18 protein-coding genes and 1 pseudogene are annotated in these 17176 nt (G+C 45.3%); 11 read left to right on the top strand and 8 right to left on the bottom strand.

Features of this window, described 5'->3' with window-relative positions; all coding sequences use genetic code 11:
• Positions 1–828: a pyruvate, water dikinase regulatory protein gene (locus ICN17_RS00095; protein WP_216235492.1), complete on the bottom strand. Its 828-nt coding sequence runs from the start codon at positions 826–828 to the stop codon at positions 1–3.
• 106 nt (positions 829–934) lie between these two features.
• Here ICN17_RS00095 and ppsA point away from each other — a divergent pair, with 106 nt between their 5' ends.
• Positions 935–3340 carry a phosphoenolpyruvate synthase gene (ppsA, locus tag ICN17_RS00090; RefSeq protein WP_216235491.1) on the top strand — a complete coding sequence of 802 codons (2406 nt, stop codon included), beginning with the start codon at positions 935–937 and terminating at the stop codon, positions 3338–3340.
• A 72-nt stretch (positions 3341–3412) separates the two neighbouring features.
• Here ppsA and ICN17_RS00085 read toward each other — a convergent pair whose 3' ends face one another.
• From ICN17_RS00085 to smpB, 5 genes are all read right to left on the bottom strand, one after another.
• Positions 3413–4288, bottom strand: a complete 876-nt coding sequence (locus tag ICN17_RS00085; protein ID WP_216235489.1) for a peptidase — start codon at positions 4286–4288, stop codon at positions 3413–3415.
• Positions 4289–4345: 57 nt separating this feature from the next.
• Positions 4346–5143: a transglutaminase family protein gene (locus ICN17_RS00080; RefSeq protein ID WP_216235487.1), complete on the bottom strand. Its 798-nt coding sequence runs from the start codon at positions 5141–5143 to the stop codon at positions 4346–4348.
• A gap of 13 nt (positions 5144–5156) precedes the next feature.
• Positions 5157–6134, bottom strand: coding sequence for an alpha-E domain-containing protein (locus tag ICN17_RS00075; RefSeq protein WP_216235485.1), 978 nt, complete (start codon positions 6132–6134; stop codon positions 5157–5159).
• Between the two features lie 16 nt (positions 6135–6150).
• A complete protein-coding gene (locus tag ICN17_RS00070; protein WP_216235483.1) occupies positions 6151–7563 on the bottom strand; it encodes a circularly permuted type 2 ATP-grasp protein in 1413 nt (470 codons plus the stop codon).
• Between the two features lie 132 nt (positions 7564–7695).
• Positions 7696–8148, bottom strand: a complete 453-nt coding sequence (gene smpB / locus ICN17_RS00065; protein ID WP_216235480.1) for an SsrA-binding protein SmpB — start codon at positions 8146–8148, stop codon at positions 7696–7698.
• Between the two features lie 25 nt (positions 8149–8173).
• Here smpB and ICN17_RS00060 point away from each other — a divergent pair, with 25 nt between their 5' ends.
• The 10 genes from ICN17_RS00060 (at position 8174) to ICN17_RS00015 (ending at position 16035) form a co-directional block, all read left to right on the top strand.
• Positions 8174–8611 carry a type II toxin-antitoxin system RatA family toxin gene (locus ICN17_RS00060; protein WP_216235479.1) on the top strand — a complete coding sequence of 146 codons (438 nt, stop codon included), beginning with the start codon at positions 8174–8176 and terminating at the stop codon, positions 8609–8611.
• Positions 8598–8948, top strand: a complete 351-nt coding sequence (locus tag ICN17_RS00055; protein WP_216235478.1) for an RnfH family protein — start codon at positions 8598–8600, stop codon at positions 8946–8948. Before ICN17_RS00060 ends, ICN17_RS00055 begins: the two co-directional genes overlap by 14 nt.
• A gap of 26 nt (positions 8949–8974) precedes the next feature.
• Positions 8975–10438 carry an IMP dehydrogenase gene (guaB, locus tag ICN17_RS00050; protein ID WP_216235477.1) on the top strand — a complete coding sequence of 488 codons (1464 nt, stop codon included), beginning with the start codon at positions 8975–8977 and terminating at the stop codon, positions 10436–10438.
• Between the two features lie 13 nt (positions 10439–10451).
• Positions 10452–12059, top strand: a complete 1608-nt coding sequence (gene guaA, locus ICN17_RS00045) for a glutamine-hydrolyzing GMP synthase (protein WP_216235476.1) — start codon at positions 10452–10454, stop codon at positions 12057–12059.
• 50 nt (positions 12060–12109) lie between these two features.
• Complete coding sequence (locus ICN17_RS00040) at positions 12110–12820, top strand: AzlC family ABC transporter permease (protein WP_216235475.1); 711 nt, start codon at positions 12110–12112, stop codon at positions 12818–12820.
• Complete coding sequence (locus ICN17_RS00035; RefSeq protein WP_216235472.1) at positions 12817–13152, top strand: AzlD domain-containing protein; 336 nt, start codon at positions 12817–12819, stop codon at positions 13150–13152. The genes ICN17_RS00040 and ICN17_RS00035 overlap by 4 nt, the downstream gene beginning before the upstream one ends.
• Before the next feature lie 62 nt (positions 13153–13214).
• On the top strand, positions 13215–13745 hold the full coding sequence (locus tag ICN17_RS00030; RefSeq protein ID WP_216235471.1) for an Rrf2 family transcriptional regulator: 531 nt from the start codon (positions 13215–13217) through the stop codon (positions 13743–13745).
• Between the two features lie 419 nt (positions 13746–14164).
• Positions 14165–14314 carry a light-harvesting antenna LH1, beta subunit gene (gene pufB / locus ICN17_RS00025; protein ID WP_087909593.1) on the top strand — a complete coding sequence of 50 codons (150 nt, stop codon included), beginning with the start codon at positions 14165–14167 and terminating at the stop codon, positions 14312–14314.
• Between the two features lie 17 nt (positions 14315–14331).
• Positions 14332–14526, top strand: coding sequence for a light-harvesting protein (locus ICN17_RS00020; protein ID WP_087909596.1), 195 nt, complete (start codon positions 14332–14334; stop codon positions 14524–14526).
• Between the two features lie 120 nt (positions 14527–14646).
• The gene (locus ICN17_RS00015) at positions 14647–16035 is read left to right on the top strand and encodes a PucC family protein (protein WP_216235470.1); all 1389 of its coding nucleotides are present in this window, start codon (positions 14647–14649) and stop codon (positions 16033–16035) included.
• 196 nt (positions 16036–16231) lie between these two features.
• Here the strand turns inward: ICN17_RS00015 and ICN17_RS00010 are convergent, their stop codons facing one another.
• Complete coding sequence (locus tag ICN17_RS00010; protein ID WP_216235469.1) at positions 16232–16432, bottom strand: hypothetical protein; 201 nt, start codon at positions 16430–16432, stop codon at positions 16232–16234.
• 247 nt (positions 16433–16679) lie between these two features.
• Positions 16680–17176 (bottom strand): annotated as a pseudogene (locus ICN17_RS00005) (hydroxymethylbilane synthase); the annotation flags it as partial.

Genomic DNA, 17176 nt, shown 5'->3' with positions numbered 1-17176 from the left:
CTAACCCAGTATTGTTTTATCGGATTTGATGGCCTGTAAAACGGTAGTCGCAATTTCTTCAATCGACTTACTCGTTGTTAAAACCCAGGGAATGGATTGCTTTCTCATCATCGCAGTCGCCTCATTAATTTCATAGCGACAGTTTTCGAGTTTGGCGTAATTGCTGCCCGGACGACGTTCGTTGCGAATCTCTGAAAGTCGCTCAGCATCAATCATGAGGCCAAAAATCTTTTGCCGGAACGGCACTAAGTCTTTAGGCAATTGGCCGCGTTCAAAATCTTCGGGGATCAGTGGATAGTTTGCGGCTTTCAATCCATATTGCATTGCTAAGTAAAGGCTGGTCGGTGTTTTTCCAACTCGTGAGATGCCAACTAGAATCACATCAGCATCCGCAAGATTTTGATTGGATTGCCCATCATCGTGAGCTAAGGAGTAGTTGATGGCTTCGATACGATTTTTATAGGCGTCGGTATCGGCATTGTGGTGCAGCCGGTTCATGGCGTGAGTAGATTTCAAGCCCAAGGCAGCCTCTAGTGGCGCCACAAAAGTTTGGAACATATCCAAAATAAGGCCATTCGCCTTAGCGACAATATTGTTGAGTTCCGTATTCACCAAAGTAGTGAATACGATAGGCTGTACCCCATATTTATTGAATGCCTGGTTAATGCTGCTAACGGCATCATGAGCCTTATCGACGCTATCCACGAAAGGGATGCGGATGTGCTTAAAACTGGCCTCAAATTGGGCCAAAATCGATTGGCTGAAGTTCTCGGCGGTAATGCCGGTTCCGTCGGAAACAATAAAAACAATACGGATTTCGGTAGACATGGATTTGGCCTAAGGGGTCGGGGTCAGCACTACAATAGGATTTATTGAAGTATGCCCCATTTTGAGTGGCTGCCTGACCAGTTTTCCTATCCTTAGAGAGTATTTTATGTCCAACCAACAGCAACAAAATAGCAGTGTGGCAGATGCCTATGTTTTGCCTTTTGAGCAACTTCGTATGACAGATGTTGAATCTGTCGGCGGTAAGAACGCTTCATTGGGTGAGATGATTTCTCAGCTGGCTTCAACAGGAGTGCGAGTGCCAACTGGTTTTGCCACTACTGCATTGGCATTTCGTGATTTTCTAACGCATAACAACCTAACAGAGCGCATTCAAAAGCGTCTAGAAGGTTTGAATATTGATGATGTACGCGCATTAGCTGAAGCTGGTGCTGAAATCCGTAACTGGATTGAGTCTGCACCATTTCAGCCAAAGCTTGAAGAAGAAATTCGCAAGGGGTTTGCCGTATTGGATGATTCTGGTAAAGGTTCATTTGCTGTGCGTTCATCTGCTACTGCAGAAGATTTGCCAGATGCTTCTTTTGCTGGACAACAAGAAACATTCTTGAACGTTGAAGGTATTGACGATGTTTTAAAGAAGATCCGCGAAGTATTTGCCTCTCTTTATAACGACCGCGCAATCTCTTACCGGGTGCACAAGGGTTTTGCCCATGCTGAAGTAGCCTTATCTGCTGGTATTCAGCGCATGGTTCGCTCCGACCTTGGCGCTGCCGGCGTGATGTTTACTTTAGATACTGAATCAGGCTTTGAAGATGTAGTCTTTATCACTTCAAGCTACGGTTTGGGTGAGACAGTGGTTCAGGGTGCGGTAAACCCTGATGAGTTTTATGTATTTAAAACTACCTTAGCCCAGGATAAAAAAGCAATCATTCGTCGCTCTTTGGGTTCTAAACTCATTCAGATGCAATTTGCACCTAAGGGCTCTGCTGAGAAAGTACAAACAGTCGATGTGACTCCAGAAAAGCGCAATCGTTTTTCTTTGGAAGATGCTGATATCACCGAGTTGGCTAAATACGCAGTGATCATTGAGAAGCACTACGGTCGTCCAATGGATATCGAGTGGGGTAAAGATGGCCAGGATGGCCGTATCTATATTCTGCAAGCCCGTCCTGAGACTGTGAAGAGCCAGGCGGCTGGCCAAGTCGAGATGCGCTACAAACTCAAAGGTAGCTCAAAGGTATTGGCAAAAGGCCGTGCGATCGGTCAAAAGATTGGTGCTGGCCCCGTCAGAATTATTCGTGACCCAAGCGAAATGGATCGCGTTCAGCCTGGCGATGTATTAGTTGCTGATATGACGGACCCTAACTGGGAGCCGGTCATGAAGCGCGCCTCTGCCATTGTTACTAACCGTGGTGGACGTACTTGCCACGCTGCGATTATTGCGCGTGAGTTAGGTGTACCTGCAGTTGTGGGTTGCGGTGATGCTACCGAGCATTTGCAGGATGGCATGATGGTGACGGTTTCTTGTGCTGAAGGTGATGAAGGTCATATTTACGATGGCTTAATCGAGACTGAAGTGACTGAAGTATCTCGCGGCGTATTGCCAGAGATTCCAGTGAAGATCACCATGAATATTGGTAATCCTCAGTTGGCATTTGATTTCTGCCAAATTCCCAATGCAGGTGTAGGCCTTGCCCGTCTGGAGTTCATCATTAACAACTACATTGGTGTTCATCCGCGTGCAGTTCTGGAGTATCCAAATATTGATCGAGATCTCAAGCGCGCAGTGGAGAGTGTGGCTCGTGGTTATGCTAGCCCGCGCCAGTTCTATGAAGACAAGTTAGTTGAGGGTGTAGCAACGATTGCAGCCGCTTTTTATCCAAAGCCGGTGATCGTGCGCCTGTCAGACTTTAAGTCCAATGAGTACAAGAAGTTGATTGGCGGCTCACGCTACGAGCCCGATGAAGAAAATCCAATGCTAGGCTTCCGTGGCGCATCACGTTATGTATCCGAGGATTTTGGTGAAGCCTTTGCTCTTGAGTGCGCAGCGATGAAGCGCGTGCGTGAGGATATGGGCCTTGATAACGTTGAGATCATGGTTCCATTTGTTCGCACTATCAATCAGGCGAAGCGTGTGATCGATATGATGGAAAAGTTTGGCCTCAAACGTGGTGTTAATGGCTTGCGCCTCATCATGATGTGCGAGATTCCATCGAACGCCATTTTGGCTGATCAATTTCTCGAGTATTTTGATGGCTTCTCGATTGGCTCTAACGATATGACTCAGCTTACCCTGGGCTTGGATCGCGACTCCGGTATGGAATTGCTTGCAATTGACTTTGATGAGCGTGACCCAGCAGTGGAGTTTATGATTGCGCGCTCTATTGATGCTTGCCGTAAGCAAAACAAGTACGTGGGTATATGCGGCCAAGGCCCATCAGATCATCCAGACTTTGCACGTTGGCTAGTAGAGAAGGGCATTACTTCCATCTCATTGAATCCAGACAGCGTAGTCGAGACCTGGGAAATGTTGGGCAAGAGTTTAAAAGCCTAAGCCAATTATAGTATCTGATAGTAGTAAAAAAGCCTAGATTGAATCTAGGCTTTTTTATTGGGGCAACTCAATTTACTTTTTCTTAGCCACTACCTTTTTAATTTCTGCTTTCTTGGCAGTTTTGCTGGTCGTAGTCTTTGGGCGCGATTTTGATGGTGGATGGTTAATTGGCACAGCCCCTATTTTCTTGGCAGGAATAGAGATAGCGCTCGATTTATTGACGCCGCTCCAGCTAGGCTCAGGAATCGAATTAAAGGCCTCACGCAGCTTCTCGCCCCAGGATTGATGAATCATGGCGAAATAGGGGTTTCTATCATCCAGGGTGACAAGCTTAGTAGCCTTGAGGGAATTTTTTTCATAAACCAGCATATCCAAAGGCAATCCAACTGAAATATTACTTTTCAGGGTGGAGTCCATAGAAATCAAGGCGCACTTAGTTGCTAGGTTTAGTGGTGTAGTGAAATTGAGTACGCGATCCAAAATTGGTTTGCCATATTTGGACTCGCCAATCTGGAAGTAGCAGGTTTCGGGGGTAGCCTCAATAAAGTTACCGGCGGAGTAAATATTAAATAGACGTGGGGCCTCACCTTTTACCTGGCCACCAAAAATCATATTGCAATTAAATTCAAGACCAGCTTTTTCAAGGGCAAGATGATCACGGTCATAAACCTGCTTGATGGCATCGCCCACAACCACTGCTGCTTCGTACGAGTTTTTGGCAGTCCAGAGATTTTTACCTTTAAAAAACTGTCCTTGTAGCAGTATTTCTTTAACAGACTGAGTAATAGCTAGATTGCCGGCGCTCATCATTACAAAGAAACGATCATTATTCTTTTGGAAAATGCTCATTTTTCTGAAGGTGCCGATTTGATCTACACCAGCATTGGTGCGGGTATCGGAGAGAAAAACCAAGCCGTCTTTTAAACAAAGTCCAATACAGTAAGTCATACCCTAGCCCTTATTCATCATTGCTGAAATTATCCCTTAATTATCTCGATAGAGCTGCTAGGCTAGTTGTTGGATGGAGATGCTGGCACTCAGTTCCTCCCCACCACCGCCAGAGCGAACGCCTTTGACAGGTGCTGCAGAGTAGTAATCGCGGCCAATAGCCAATCGAATATGGCGTGAATCCACCAGACATGCATGGGTGATATCAACACTGACCCAAATACCCTGATCAATATCACTACAAAAGTCAATCCAAGCATGGCTCGCAAGATTGGGCGACTCTTCAGCAAAGAAATATCCACTGACATAGCGGGCTGGGATGTTAGATGCGCGGCATAGTCCGAGCATGATGTGGGCATGATCTTGGCATACACCTGATTTCATGGCAAACGATTGAGCAGCAGTAGTCGCAAAGTTTGTTTGCCCTGGCGAATATTCAATGGTTTTTTGGACCGCAGCAGCTAGTTTTAAGATCTCGTCCACAGAATTTGTCTTTGGAAGGCTAGCTGAAAAATATTTCAGCATCTCTTCGGTAGGTTCGGTCAAATGGGTTTGCTGTAAAAGGTAGTAGGGCGAAACCGCCTTTGCATCATCAATAAACTCAAAAGCATCTTGGGTGTGCACTTCCCCCTCAGCTTCAATCATCATTGAGGTGTAAGGACTCTCTTGAACAAATACGTTGCACACATTGCCAAAAGTATCGATTGAGCTTGTAGATTTAATGGGTGTGCTCACCTTCCATTTATGAATCTCTTGACCTTTAATGGATGGTGGCGTCAGACGTAATTCCTGGATGGAATAACGTACGGGAGTCTCATAGCGGTATTCAGTACGATGGCGAATTTTTAAGCGCATGTTTTACTAACTCTTAGTTAGTTGCTAATGGGATGAGATAAGCATTACTAAACTCATCGGCGATATGGTTGATGCGCTCTAGAAAGACTTCAATGAATTCCTCTAAACCTTGCTCAAAGACTTCATCAATATCGGAGAAGTCTAGACTAGCCTTAAGCTTACCCAATAAACGTTCAATCTCTTTCGATTGTTGGTTCTTCACTTCAGAAATCAAGGGAATGAGTTCGTTGACACAACATACCAATGAACGTGGCATTTGTTTATTGAAAATCAGTAGCTCAGCAACCTGCTGAGGGCTTACTTGATCAGAATAGATTTGACGATAAATCTCAAAAGCAGAAACGGAACGCAGTAGTGCAGCCCAGTGATAGAAATCAAAGAACTGACCATCGGTACCCTCATCAGAGCCTTTCTTGGGGTTGAGGACTTTCAGTGCTGCTTGATCTTCATATTTGTTTTCTAGAATACGGCCAGTATTGTCAGCTCTTTCCAGGAGCGTTCCCACATTAATAAAGTAGAAGGCTTCATTTTTTAGCATAGTGCCATGCAGCACCCCTCTGAAAAGGTGGCAGCGGTGTTTTACCCACTCAAGTAGTCTGCTATGGTCAGCTTGATGTCTTGCCTCCAGAATGCGTTGTAACTCTAGCCAAGTAGTATTTTGGGTTTCCCAAACTTCAGAAGTAATTTTGCCGCGAATCACACGGGCGTTTTCACGGGCAGCGTAAAGGCAAGAAACAATGCTCGATGGATTGCTAGTTTCATAAATCATGAAATCCAAAACATTCTCACGATTCACGACATCATATTTACTCAGAAAAGCATCTTCCAGCTTGGAGATAGTGAGCAACTTCTTCCAGCTTTGCTCAAGGAACTCTTTAGGTTGTGGCAGTAGAGAGGTTTGATGATTAACGTCGAGCATGCGGGCAGTATTTTCTGCGCGCTCGGTATAGCGGGCCATCCAGTAGAGACAATCAGCGGTACGACTTAACATGTTTTTCTTATCCCTCTTACGCTTCTAGTACCCAGGTATCTTTAGTTCCGCCGCCTTGGGAGGAGTTCACAACCAAAGAACCTTCTTTGAGGGCAACCCTAGTTAATCCGCCTGGCACCATCTTGATGGTTTTGCCAGAGAGGACAAAAGGTCTCAAATCAATATGCCTTGGGGCAATGCCAGACTCGACAAAAGTGGGGCAGGTGGAGAGTGCTAGAGTGGGTTGGGCAATATATTTATCGGGATTAGCAATTAAATGCTTTCTGAATTCTGCGATCTCAGCTTTAGTAGATGCAGGTCCAACTAACATTCCATATCCGCCTGCACCATGGGTGAGTTTTACAACGAGCTTTTCTAAATTAGCCAAGGTATAGGCAAGATCATCAGTCTTACGACATTGAAAGGTCGGTACATTATTCAGAATCGGTTTTTCATCAAGATAAAACTCAATCATTTCTGGGACGTATGGGTAGATCGATTTATCATCAGCAATGCCAGTACCAATTGCATTGGCTAGCGTCACATTCCCAGCGCGATACGCTGACAAAAGCCCTGCAACCCCTAGAGTGGAATCGGAGCGGAACGCAAGTGGATCTAAGAAGTCATCATCTACACGGCGATAGATCACATCTACTCTCTCGGGGCCTTGAGTTGTCCGCATAAAGACTTGTTCGTTCTTTACAAACAAATCTTTGCCTTCTACGAGTTCAACCCCCATTTGTTGCGCAAGATAGCTGTGCTCAAAGTATGCAGAGTTATACATCCCTGGTGTTAGAACTACCACGTTTGGTTTCTTAATATCGTTGGGCTTCACCGATTTCAAGCACTCCAATAAAAGATCTGGGTAGTGCTCAACAGGAGCAATGCGATATTTTTGAAAGAGATCCGGGAAAAGCCGCATCATCATCTTGCGATCTTCAACCATGTATGACACGCCAGATGGAACACGCAAGTTATCTTCTAATACATAGAACTCACCTTCACCAGCACGAACAATATCAATGCCGGCAATTTGTGCGTAGATATCGCGTGGCACACTAACGTTGCGCATTTCTGGACGGTATTGCGCATTGTTATAAATTTGTTCAGCCGGAACAATGCCTGCCTTGATGATTTCTTCATCGTGATACACATCATAGATAAATCGATTGAGTGCTTTAACACGTTGACGCAAACCAGCTTCTAGTTGCCCCCATTCTTTGGCAGTAAAGATACGGGGTACCTGATCAAACGGAATAGTTCTTTCTGCCCCAAGGTCATCACCGTAGACTGCGAAAGTAATGCCCACTCGTCTAAAGATGAGATCTGCCTCAGCACGCTTCAGACCCATAAGGGAATCGCTTTGCTGCTTTAACCAATTATGAAAAATTTGGTAGTGGGGACGCGCTTTACCTGCAGCGTCGAGCATTTCATCAAAAGGCAATTTCATAGTTCTAAAACTAATGCCTTTAAAAAAACTGGATTTGGGGATTTGAAGCTGCTTGGTGCTGTATTGCACTATAAAAGTGCATATATGCTCAGATATTGACGCTGTGGGCAGTCTACCCCAGTTCTTGACCTACTAGGCGTTTAAATCGCCTCTTGCAATGCGACCCTTTTGAACTTCCCATTCCCGCTCTTTGGTGGCAGCGCGTTTGTCATGCTGTTTTTTACCTCTGGCTAGTCCAATTTCGCACTTCACATTCCCTTTGGAGAAATGGAGGTTTAGCGGGACTAGGGTATAGCCCTTTTGCTCGACCTTGCCAATCAACTTGCGAATCTCAATGGCATTAAGTAGAAGTTTTCTGGTGCGAGTGCTCTCTGGAACGATATGAGTAGATGCTGAAAGCAGGGGGGTGATATGGCAGCCGATCAGGAAAAGCTCCGCCTTGCGAATGACAACATACGCTTCTTTAATGTGCACGCGGCCTGCGCGGATGGCTTTGACTTCCCAGCCTTCCAGAACAAGTCCTGCCTCGAAGCGTTCCTCGATAAAATAATCGAAGAAAGCTTTTTTGTTATCGACGATACTCATAGTTATTTAGCTTCCAAGATCGATTATGGCAGACGTCCACAAGACCGTTTTAATTGGCCAATCAGCCGACCGAATGTATGGCTTAGTGACTGATGTGGCTCGGTATCCTGAGTTTTTGCCTTGGTGCGGCGGGGTAGAAATTTTTGAACAGACTGAGACCGTTCTAGATGCCAAAATCAATATCAATTTCAAGGGTATTAATCAGTTCTTTCATACCCGAAATATCAATCACCGCCCAGAAACCATCGATATGGTCTTTGTAGATGGCCCCTTTAAGCATTTTTCAGGGCAGTGGAATTTCATTCCCCTGCGTGAAGACGCCTGCAAAGTCGAATTTAAGCTCCACTGGGAATTCAAGAGCGCCATCCTGGATAAGATCATCGGCCCCGTTTTTGGTCATATTGCCGGGACCTTCATCGATTGCTTTGTGAAAAGGGCGGAGGATCTTGATGGCAAGCCTTAGCCTAGATCTCTTGCTATGTGATGCCAGGAAGGGTGAACCAGTTCTGCGCCCTTTTCAGTTAATTTTGCATGATGGTGAGATTCCCACCGTAGGTTTGGCTTTAATGAGGGCGGGCATTGTAGCCGGTCAGGACGATCCCGCTCTTGCTAGAAAGGGCTGTTTTGGGGTCTTTGGGAAGCGCAAGGACTGGGATAGCCCAATTTACTCGGGGGATCGTCTAGAGCTCTATTCCCCTCTATTAATCGACCCTAAGAGCGTTAGGCGCAAGAAGGCCAATCAGAACCAGGATGCTAAATTCCAGGCTGCCGCAGCTAAAAGAAAGGCTAGGAGGCTATAATCTGTTTTTGCGACTAGGGGTTTTGCATGCGACTCATTCAAAAAGCACTCACTTTTGACGATGTGCTCCTCGTACCGGCCTATTCTTCGGTACTCCCTCGAGATGCCAGTCTGGCAAGTAAGTTAACTCGAGAAATTTCTCTTAATACACCGCTCGTATCTGCTGCTATGGATACTGTGACCGAGGGTCGTTTGGCAATTGCTATGGCCAGCGAAGGTGGCATTGGAATCATTCATAAAAACTTAACACCAGCTGAACAAGCGCGCGAAGTGGCAAAAGTAAAGCGTTACGAATCTGGTGTTCTGCGTGATCCAATTACGATTGCGCCAGAAGTTACTCTGCGTCAAGTAATTCAACTTTCTCGTGAACATGGTTTCTCTGGATTCCCAGTATTGGTTGGCAAAGAAGTGGTTGGCATTATTACCAATCGCGATTTGCGCTTCGAAGAAGACTTAGATGCTGCAGTAAAAACCAAGATGACTCCACGTGAGCGTTTAGTAACCGTTAAAGAGGGTTGCTCATTAGAGGAAGCAAAACGCTTGATGAGTCAACATCGTTTAGAGCGCGTCTTAGTTGTCAATGACAAATTTGAATTACGCGGCTTAATTACGGTTAAAGATATTCTTAAGGCTACCGAACATCCTAATGCTTGCAAAGACAGCGAAGGTAAGCTGCGCGTGGGTGCGGCGGTTGGCGTTGGTCCAGATAATGATGAGCGCATTGAACTTTTAGTTCGTGCAGGCGTTGACGTGATCGTCGTGGATACTGCGCACGGTCATAGTCAAGGTGTTTTAGATCGCGTTAAATGGGTCAAGAAAACTTTCCCTCATGTTCAGGTGATTGGTGGCAATATCGCTACTGGAGATGCAGCTAAAGCTTTAGCTGATCATGGCGCTGATGGTGTGAAGGTAGGCATTGGCCCTGGCTCAATTTGTACTACTCGAATTGTTGCAGGTGTTGGTGTTCCCCAAATCACAGCGATCGTGAATGTTGCTAATGCACTCAAAGGCACGGGCATTCCATTAATTGCAGACGGTGGCGTACGTTACTCCGGTGATGTTGCAAAAGCACTCGCTGCTGGCGCAAGCTCTGTCATGATGGGTGGTATGTTTGCTGGTACCGAAGAAGCCCCTGGAGAAGTATTCTTGTATCAAGGACGCTCATACAAGAGTTATCGTGGCATGGGCTCCTTGGGCGCGATGGCTGATGGTTCCGCAGATCGCTACTTCCAGAACGATATCGTTGCCAATGCAGAGAAGCTCGTTCCAGAGGGCATTGAAGGTCAAGTGCCATACAAAGGCAGCGTTCTCGCAATCTTGCATCAACTCACTGGAGGCATTCGTTCCTCGATGGGTTACCTCGGTTGCAAAACGATTGACGAGTTACATGAAAAAGCCAATTTTGTGGAAATCACTTCAGCCGGTGTACGCGAGTCACACGTTCATGATGTGAAGATCACCAAGGAAGCGCCCAATTACCACATTGATTAAGGCTGTTTCTTTCGTGCACGACAAAATACTGATTCTCGACTTTGGTTCACAAGTAACTCAATTAATTGCTAGGCGTGTGCGTGATGCACGAGTGTATTCAGAGATCCATCCTTACGATTGTGATCCAGAATTCATTCGCAAATTTATCCAAGAGCAGGGCGGTAAAGGAATCATCCTTTCTGGCGGTCCAAGCTCGGTAACAGAAGCTGGTAGCCCTCGGGCCCCTCAAATTGTTTTTGAATTAGGTGTGCCTGTATTGGGTATTTGCTATGGCATGCAAACGATGGCAACCCAATTGGGTGGCGCAGTAGCTTCTGCAGAGTCACTAGGTAAGGCCCGTGAATTCGGTTACTCAGAAGTGCGTGCTCATGGCCATACTAATTTGCTCAAAGGTATTCAGGATTTTTCTACTAGCGAAGGACATGGCATTCTTAAGGTATGGATGAGCCACGGTGACTCTGTCACCACTATGCCTCCAGCCTTTAAGTTGATGGCTTCTACAGAGTCTTGTCCTATCGCTGGAATGGCAGATGAAGATCGCCGCTTTTATGCATTCCAATTTCATCCAGAAGTTACGCATACTATCCAAGGTACTGCAATCATTGAGCGCTTTGTGCATGAGATTTGCAAATGCAAGCCTGACTGGGTGATGGGTGATTACATCAGCGAAGCTGTTGAGAACATTCGTAAGCAAGTAGGTGATGAAGAAGTCATACTTGGTTTATCAGGTGGCGTTGACTCCAGCGTTGCTGCCGCTCTGATTCATCGTGCGATTGGTGATCAATTAACTTGTGTGTTTGTTGACCACGGTCTATTGCGTTTGAACGAAGGCGACATGGTCATGGAGATGTTTGCCCGCAATCTCGGCGTCAAAGTGATTCGAGTAGATGCAAAAGATACCTTTATGGGTAAGTTGTCAGACGTTTCTGATCCTGAAGCAAAGCGCAAGATCATCGGCAAAGAATTTGTAGAAATTTTCCAGAGCGAGTCTGGCAAGATTCAGAATGCCAAGTGGCTTGCCCAGGGCACTATTTATCCGGACGTGATTGAGTCTGCTGGTAAAGGTAAAAAGGGTGCGCATACCATTAAGAGCCATCACAACGTAGGTGGCTTGCCAGAGGATATGCGCCTCAAGTTGCTAGAGCCATTGCGTGAGCTCTTCAAAGATGAAGTACGTGAACTCGGCGTGGCATTGGGCTTGCCACGTGAGATGGTTTATCGCCATCCATTCCCAGGCCCAGGTCTAGGTGTGCGTATATTGGGCGAAGTGAAGGAAGAATTTGCAAGTCTCTTGCAACGTGCTGACGCAATCTTTATTGAAGAATTACGCAACACCATTGATGAGATTAGCCAAAAGTCTTGGTATGACTTAACAAGTCAGGCCTTTGCAGTTTTTCTCCCAGTCAAATCGGTTGGTGTGATGGGCGATGGCAGAACCTACGAATATGTTGTTGCGCTCAGAGCAGTTCAAACACAAGACTTTATGACGGCGCACTGGGCACATTTACCTCATGAGTTATTAGGTAGAGTTTCCAATCGCATCATCAATGAAGTGCGTGGCATCAATCGAGTGGTGTACGACATCAGTGGCAAGCCACCTGCAACGATTGAGTGGGAATAGAAACTCGCGACTGAGCCACTATCCAATCCACTAAAAAAGCATTAACCCCTTTGAAATTTTTCCAACAACCCCCTTTTATTCAGGGCTGCAAAGTGATGCTCGAGTCATCTCCGGGCATCATTGCTTGGTCGTTAGTCACGAGTATTAGTTTGCTCAGCGCTGGACTTAGCCCGGCAAATACATTTTGGTTCAATATGCTGGTCTATGCTGGGTCGTCACAGTTGGCAGTGATGCCATTGCTTGCTGGAGATTATCCTTTTTGGACTGTTTGGCTAACGGCATTCATTGTGATGTCTCGCTTTGTTATTTTTAGCGCCGTCCTTCAGCCTCACTTCCAACGTTATTCTTTCTGGCAAAGGTTGGGTATTGGAGGTCTAAACACCGATATGAGTTTTGCGAAATTCATAGAAAAGTTTCCATCACCAGAAAATCCTCAAGGGAGCCAGGTTCAGCTGCTCTATTTCATGGGAATGGTTTTAGCGCATTGGTTTTTTTGGCAGGTCGGTGCATTAATTGCTATTTTTGGTGGGTCTTACATCCCGAGCTCTTGGGGGCTTGGGTTTGCTGGACCTCTCGCATTGATCGCCTTGATCATTCCTGCGATCAAACATAAGACTGCTGTTATCTCAGCATTAACCGCGGCTGTTACTTGCGTCTTAACAATCAATCTGCCATATCGCTTAACGATTGTTTGCTCAGTGATTGCTGGCGTGATGGCTGCAGTACTGGTGGATAAACAATCTCAAAAGAAGAGCGTATGAATACAGTGGACCTATGGATTGCTTTTTTTGGCCTGATGCTAGTTAGCATACTGAGCAGAGGCTCTTTTCTTTTGGCGGGCTCCAAATTTCCCATTCCCAGAACTGTTCATGAGTTCTTGCGCTATGCACCTACTGCTGCGCTGATTGCGATTGTTCTTCCGGATGTATTGTTTGTAAAAGATCCAGCAACACAACTATTTGAATTAAACCTGCATTCACCCCAACTATTTGGAGCTATTGGTGGGGCGATTGGATTTTTGGTCACCAACAGTATCTTGGCGACCATATTATTGGGAATGACCTTTTTTACTCTGGCTAGATTTTTGATCTAAACAAACCCCTGCTGAAATAGTGGGGGGTTTAACTTTGGATCTATTAGAGGTATATTGAAAGCATGCGAATCTCCAGTAAAAGCAAAATTGCCTTCCAAATCCTATTGGATATTGCAGCCCATACTGCCCATGGCCGTGCCATTTCTATTCCGCTCATGTGTCATCGGCACAAGCTGTCTCATTCTTATTTAGAGACTATCTTTTCTCAATTAAGGGTTGCTGGGATGATCAGAAGTCATCGTGGCCCTGGTGGTGGTTACTCTTTGAGCAAAGAACCAAATGATATTTCTTTGTATGACGTTGTATGCCTAATGGGTGGAAATGAAAGTGCCCGTGAGGATTTGGGCTCCATGTTTTGGTCAGATCTCGATAAGCACATGAGTATTCAAATGCAGCAAATGACGCTATCTGAGGCATTGCAAAAGTCATCCATTAGCATTGAGCAAAGTACAAAAGGCTTTAACCACGTTAAACCTAGTTCATCTACTCAAGTTTTAGCTGCTCCACAAAAGAAGAAAGCGTTGAAGAAGACCAAGCCACGCTTAGGTCCAAACTCAGTATTTGCATTTGGTAAATATCTCAAGACTTCTTGATATTCATTGTTGGCTTTAGCCCAACGAATCGTTACTTCAGAGAATAGTCACGCAGCTTAGCTTCAGATTTACGAAGTGCGGCTGCAAGTCCTTCCCCCATCGTTACAAAGTTATGGCTAATTGCCATGGGTAGGCATTTATCGGTATAGAAATCTTGCCGATTTTTATATTAGGGTAAATACTAATTTTGTATATATTTTTACAACATTTAAAAATCAATTAGAAGTTAATTATTTATATAAGTAATTGATTTTTATATAAAAATTTCTATTTCCAACTTAAAAATGTACATTAACCTTGACATTTTTAAGTGTATTTAATAGATTACACATGTAGTAATTGGAAACAGTGATTTTGGTCACTACCCTGCGTGCGGGGTTGCACGTTTAGTTAGTCTTTTCTATAGGGAGACGCAAACTATGTCAGATGGAAAAATGAGCCTTACCGGCCTGACGGAGGAACAATCAGAGGAGTTGCATCGGAATCTGATTCAGGGGACCCAGTTTTTTGGGATGATTGCAGCACTAGCACATTTGCTTGCTTATATTTATTCGCCTTGGCTTAAATAAGGAAAAGGGAGATCAATATGATTTACGGAAAAATGTGGACGGTAGTGAAGCCTACAGTTGGAGTTCCGATCATGCTAGCAGCAGTGGCAATCGGTTCTTTTAGTGTGCACTTAGCAATCTTGACTCATACAACTTGGGTTAGTGGTTTCTTAGAGGGTGGCGCCAAGACGGCGGCAGTAGCAACGGCACCCGCGGCACCGGTTAAAAAGTAAAACGCTTTAGACCACTATCAAGGCTGGCTTAACACCAGCCTTTTTAGTTTCTACATTTACATAAAAACCACCAGCATTACTTCATATATATTTCTAGGCCACTAAGGTAGAATTTATTACATGAAGCGAGTGACAAAAATGCTCATGCAGTCCTGGTCTAATCTTGGACCTCGATATCTTCCCTTTGCGGATGCTGCTTCAGATGACTTACCTCTATCAAGATTACTAAGACTCTCGCTTTTTCAGGCCTCCTCAGGGATGGCATTGGTTTTACTAGTGGGTACCTTAAACCGCGTGATGATTGTCGAGCTGCATGTGCCAGCTTCGATTGTTTCGGTGATGATTTCATTGCCAATCATCTTTGCCCCTTTTAGAGCCCTCATAGGCTTTCGTTCGGATAACCATAAATCTGCGTTTGGTTGGCGAAGAGTGCCCTTTATCTGGATGGGCACGCTAGTTCAATTTGGCGGACTATCCATTATGCCGTTCGCATTGCTGGTTTTATCGGGCGCTGGACAATCTGCGCAAGCACCAGTTTGGATTGGTTGGGCTGCCTCTGGCCTGGCATTTTTGCTGGTAGGTGCTGGCATTCATATTACGCAGACAGTAGGCTTGGCTCTAGCGACAGATCTAGCTCCTGAAGTTGATCAGCCTAAAGTAGTTGGGTTGATGTACGTCATGCAGCTGCTTGGCATGATTGTGAGTGCGTTGATATTTGGTTTGGCTTTAAATGAATTTAGCCCTGGCAAATTAATTCAAGTCATTCAAGCTGCAGCGATTATTACGCTGCTACTGAATGTCATCTCCTTATGGAAACAAGAGCCGAGAGGTCAAGTTGAAAAGAAATCTTCTGGAGAGCCTTCGTTCTTAGATTCTTGGCGCACTTTTGCGCAAGGTGGCAACGCCAAGAGAAGGTTGGTTGCTGTTGGATTTGGAACAATGGCTTTTAGTATGAATGAAGTTTTGCTTGAGCCTTATGGTGGGCAGATTTTAGGTATGACTGTGAGTGATACCACTATGCTCACTGCCATCCTAGCGCTTGGCGGATTAATCGGATTTAGTTGGGCTTCTCGTGTACTTGGTAAAGGCACCGATCCCTTCTATATGGCCACTATTGGCGCATTAGTGGGTATTCCAGCATTTGTATTGATTATGTTGTCTGCGCCACTGGCGTTGACGGCACTGTTCTTGCTAGGTACTTTTTTGATTGGTTTTGGTGGCGGTCTATTTAGCCACGGGACTTTAACTGCAACGATGCAGTTGGCACCTTCCAATCAAAGGGGTCTTGCATTAGGGGCATGGGGCGCAGTGCAGGCAACTGCAGCCGGGATTGCAATTGGCATGGGCGGGGTCATTCGGGATATTGTTGTTGCAATTGGCGCCACAAATTGGCTCCCTGATGGGGTCATAGGCCCAGCTACAGGCTATTCTTTCGTATATTTCTTGGAAATTGGGCTATTGATTGCTACAATTTTTTCCATGACAACGCTTTTACCGAAGAGGAAATAAAATCGTATTTAGCCGTTGTATCTATTTTACGAAGTATGCGTTTTATTCGAGGAGACAGAGATGAATGTAACTGGAATTTTATTAACAGCTTGGGTAATTGTTTGCCTTATCACTATCGCATCAATGGCAAAACGCCTTACTAGCAAATACAAGTAAAAGATTTACTTGTAACACCTCATATTGATATGTGAGGTGTTTATCGTGGGCCAAATATTTTGTGCACCACATACTCCATCATGAAATTGCAAATGAGTGCAGTGACTATGCCGGTCAGAACAGCAAGTCCTGTTCCACTAATTTCGTAACCAAACTTGAATCCATAACCAAACCCAATAATGCTGGCAAGCAAGTAGGGTATGAAGCGCCAAAAATGAAATTTATTTTTGGTATTACTCATACCATCAGCTATTAATTTGTTGATTTGAATTTTCTGCTACATTTGCACAAACTCGGGGTGATAGCAGACAGAAAATACCCGCCCAGGCCAATAACAAACAGGGCGTACTCCTGATCTCGTATCGCCAAGATGAGACCAAGCAACATGATGAACAGAAAAGCTAGGCTAATAATTGTTTTGGAGAACATGTCTACCTCTTGATGTTGGGGTGAGTCAAAGTTGATGAATAGGTTTAATTCTAGCGATTTTATAGAGGCTTCGGAATCAATTCCGCCGCACCTTGCCCTAGTAAATCTTGGGCAACAGCCAAACCTAGTGCTTCTGCATCGGCAAGTGATTGCACTACTCCTTTGCCATGGGCTAGGCAGATGGCTTTGCCATCAGTGCTCGCGACAAAAGAGCGAATTTGCAGTTGGTTTTGATCCCAAGTGGCATGGGCAGCTAAGGGCACTTCACAAGAACCGCCTAACTGGCGAGAGACCATCCGCTCGGCAGACACTGCCAAGAGCGTGGGCATGTCATTTAAGGGAGCTAACCAGTCTTTGATGTGGGGATGGGTAGTGAGAGTCTCAATACCTAAAGCGCCTTGACCAGCAGCCGGGGTATAGGGATCGTAAGGCAAGAAGGCTCGAATACGACTCTCGAGTCCTAAGCGCTTTAAACCAGCCGCTGCCAAAATAATGGCTTGGTACTCGCCACGATCTAGCTTACCCATGCGGGTATCTAAATTACCGCGTAGGGGCT

This window comes from Polynucleobacter sp. 73C-SIWE (genome assembly GCF_018882465.1).
In the GTDB taxonomy this organism is placed as follows: Bacteria; Pseudomonadota; Gammaproteobacteria; order Burkholderiales; family Burkholderiaceae; genus Polynucleobacter.
The sequence above is the reverse complement of the archived record's forward strand: the minus strand, read 5'-3'. Positions and strand labels throughout refer to the sequence as shown.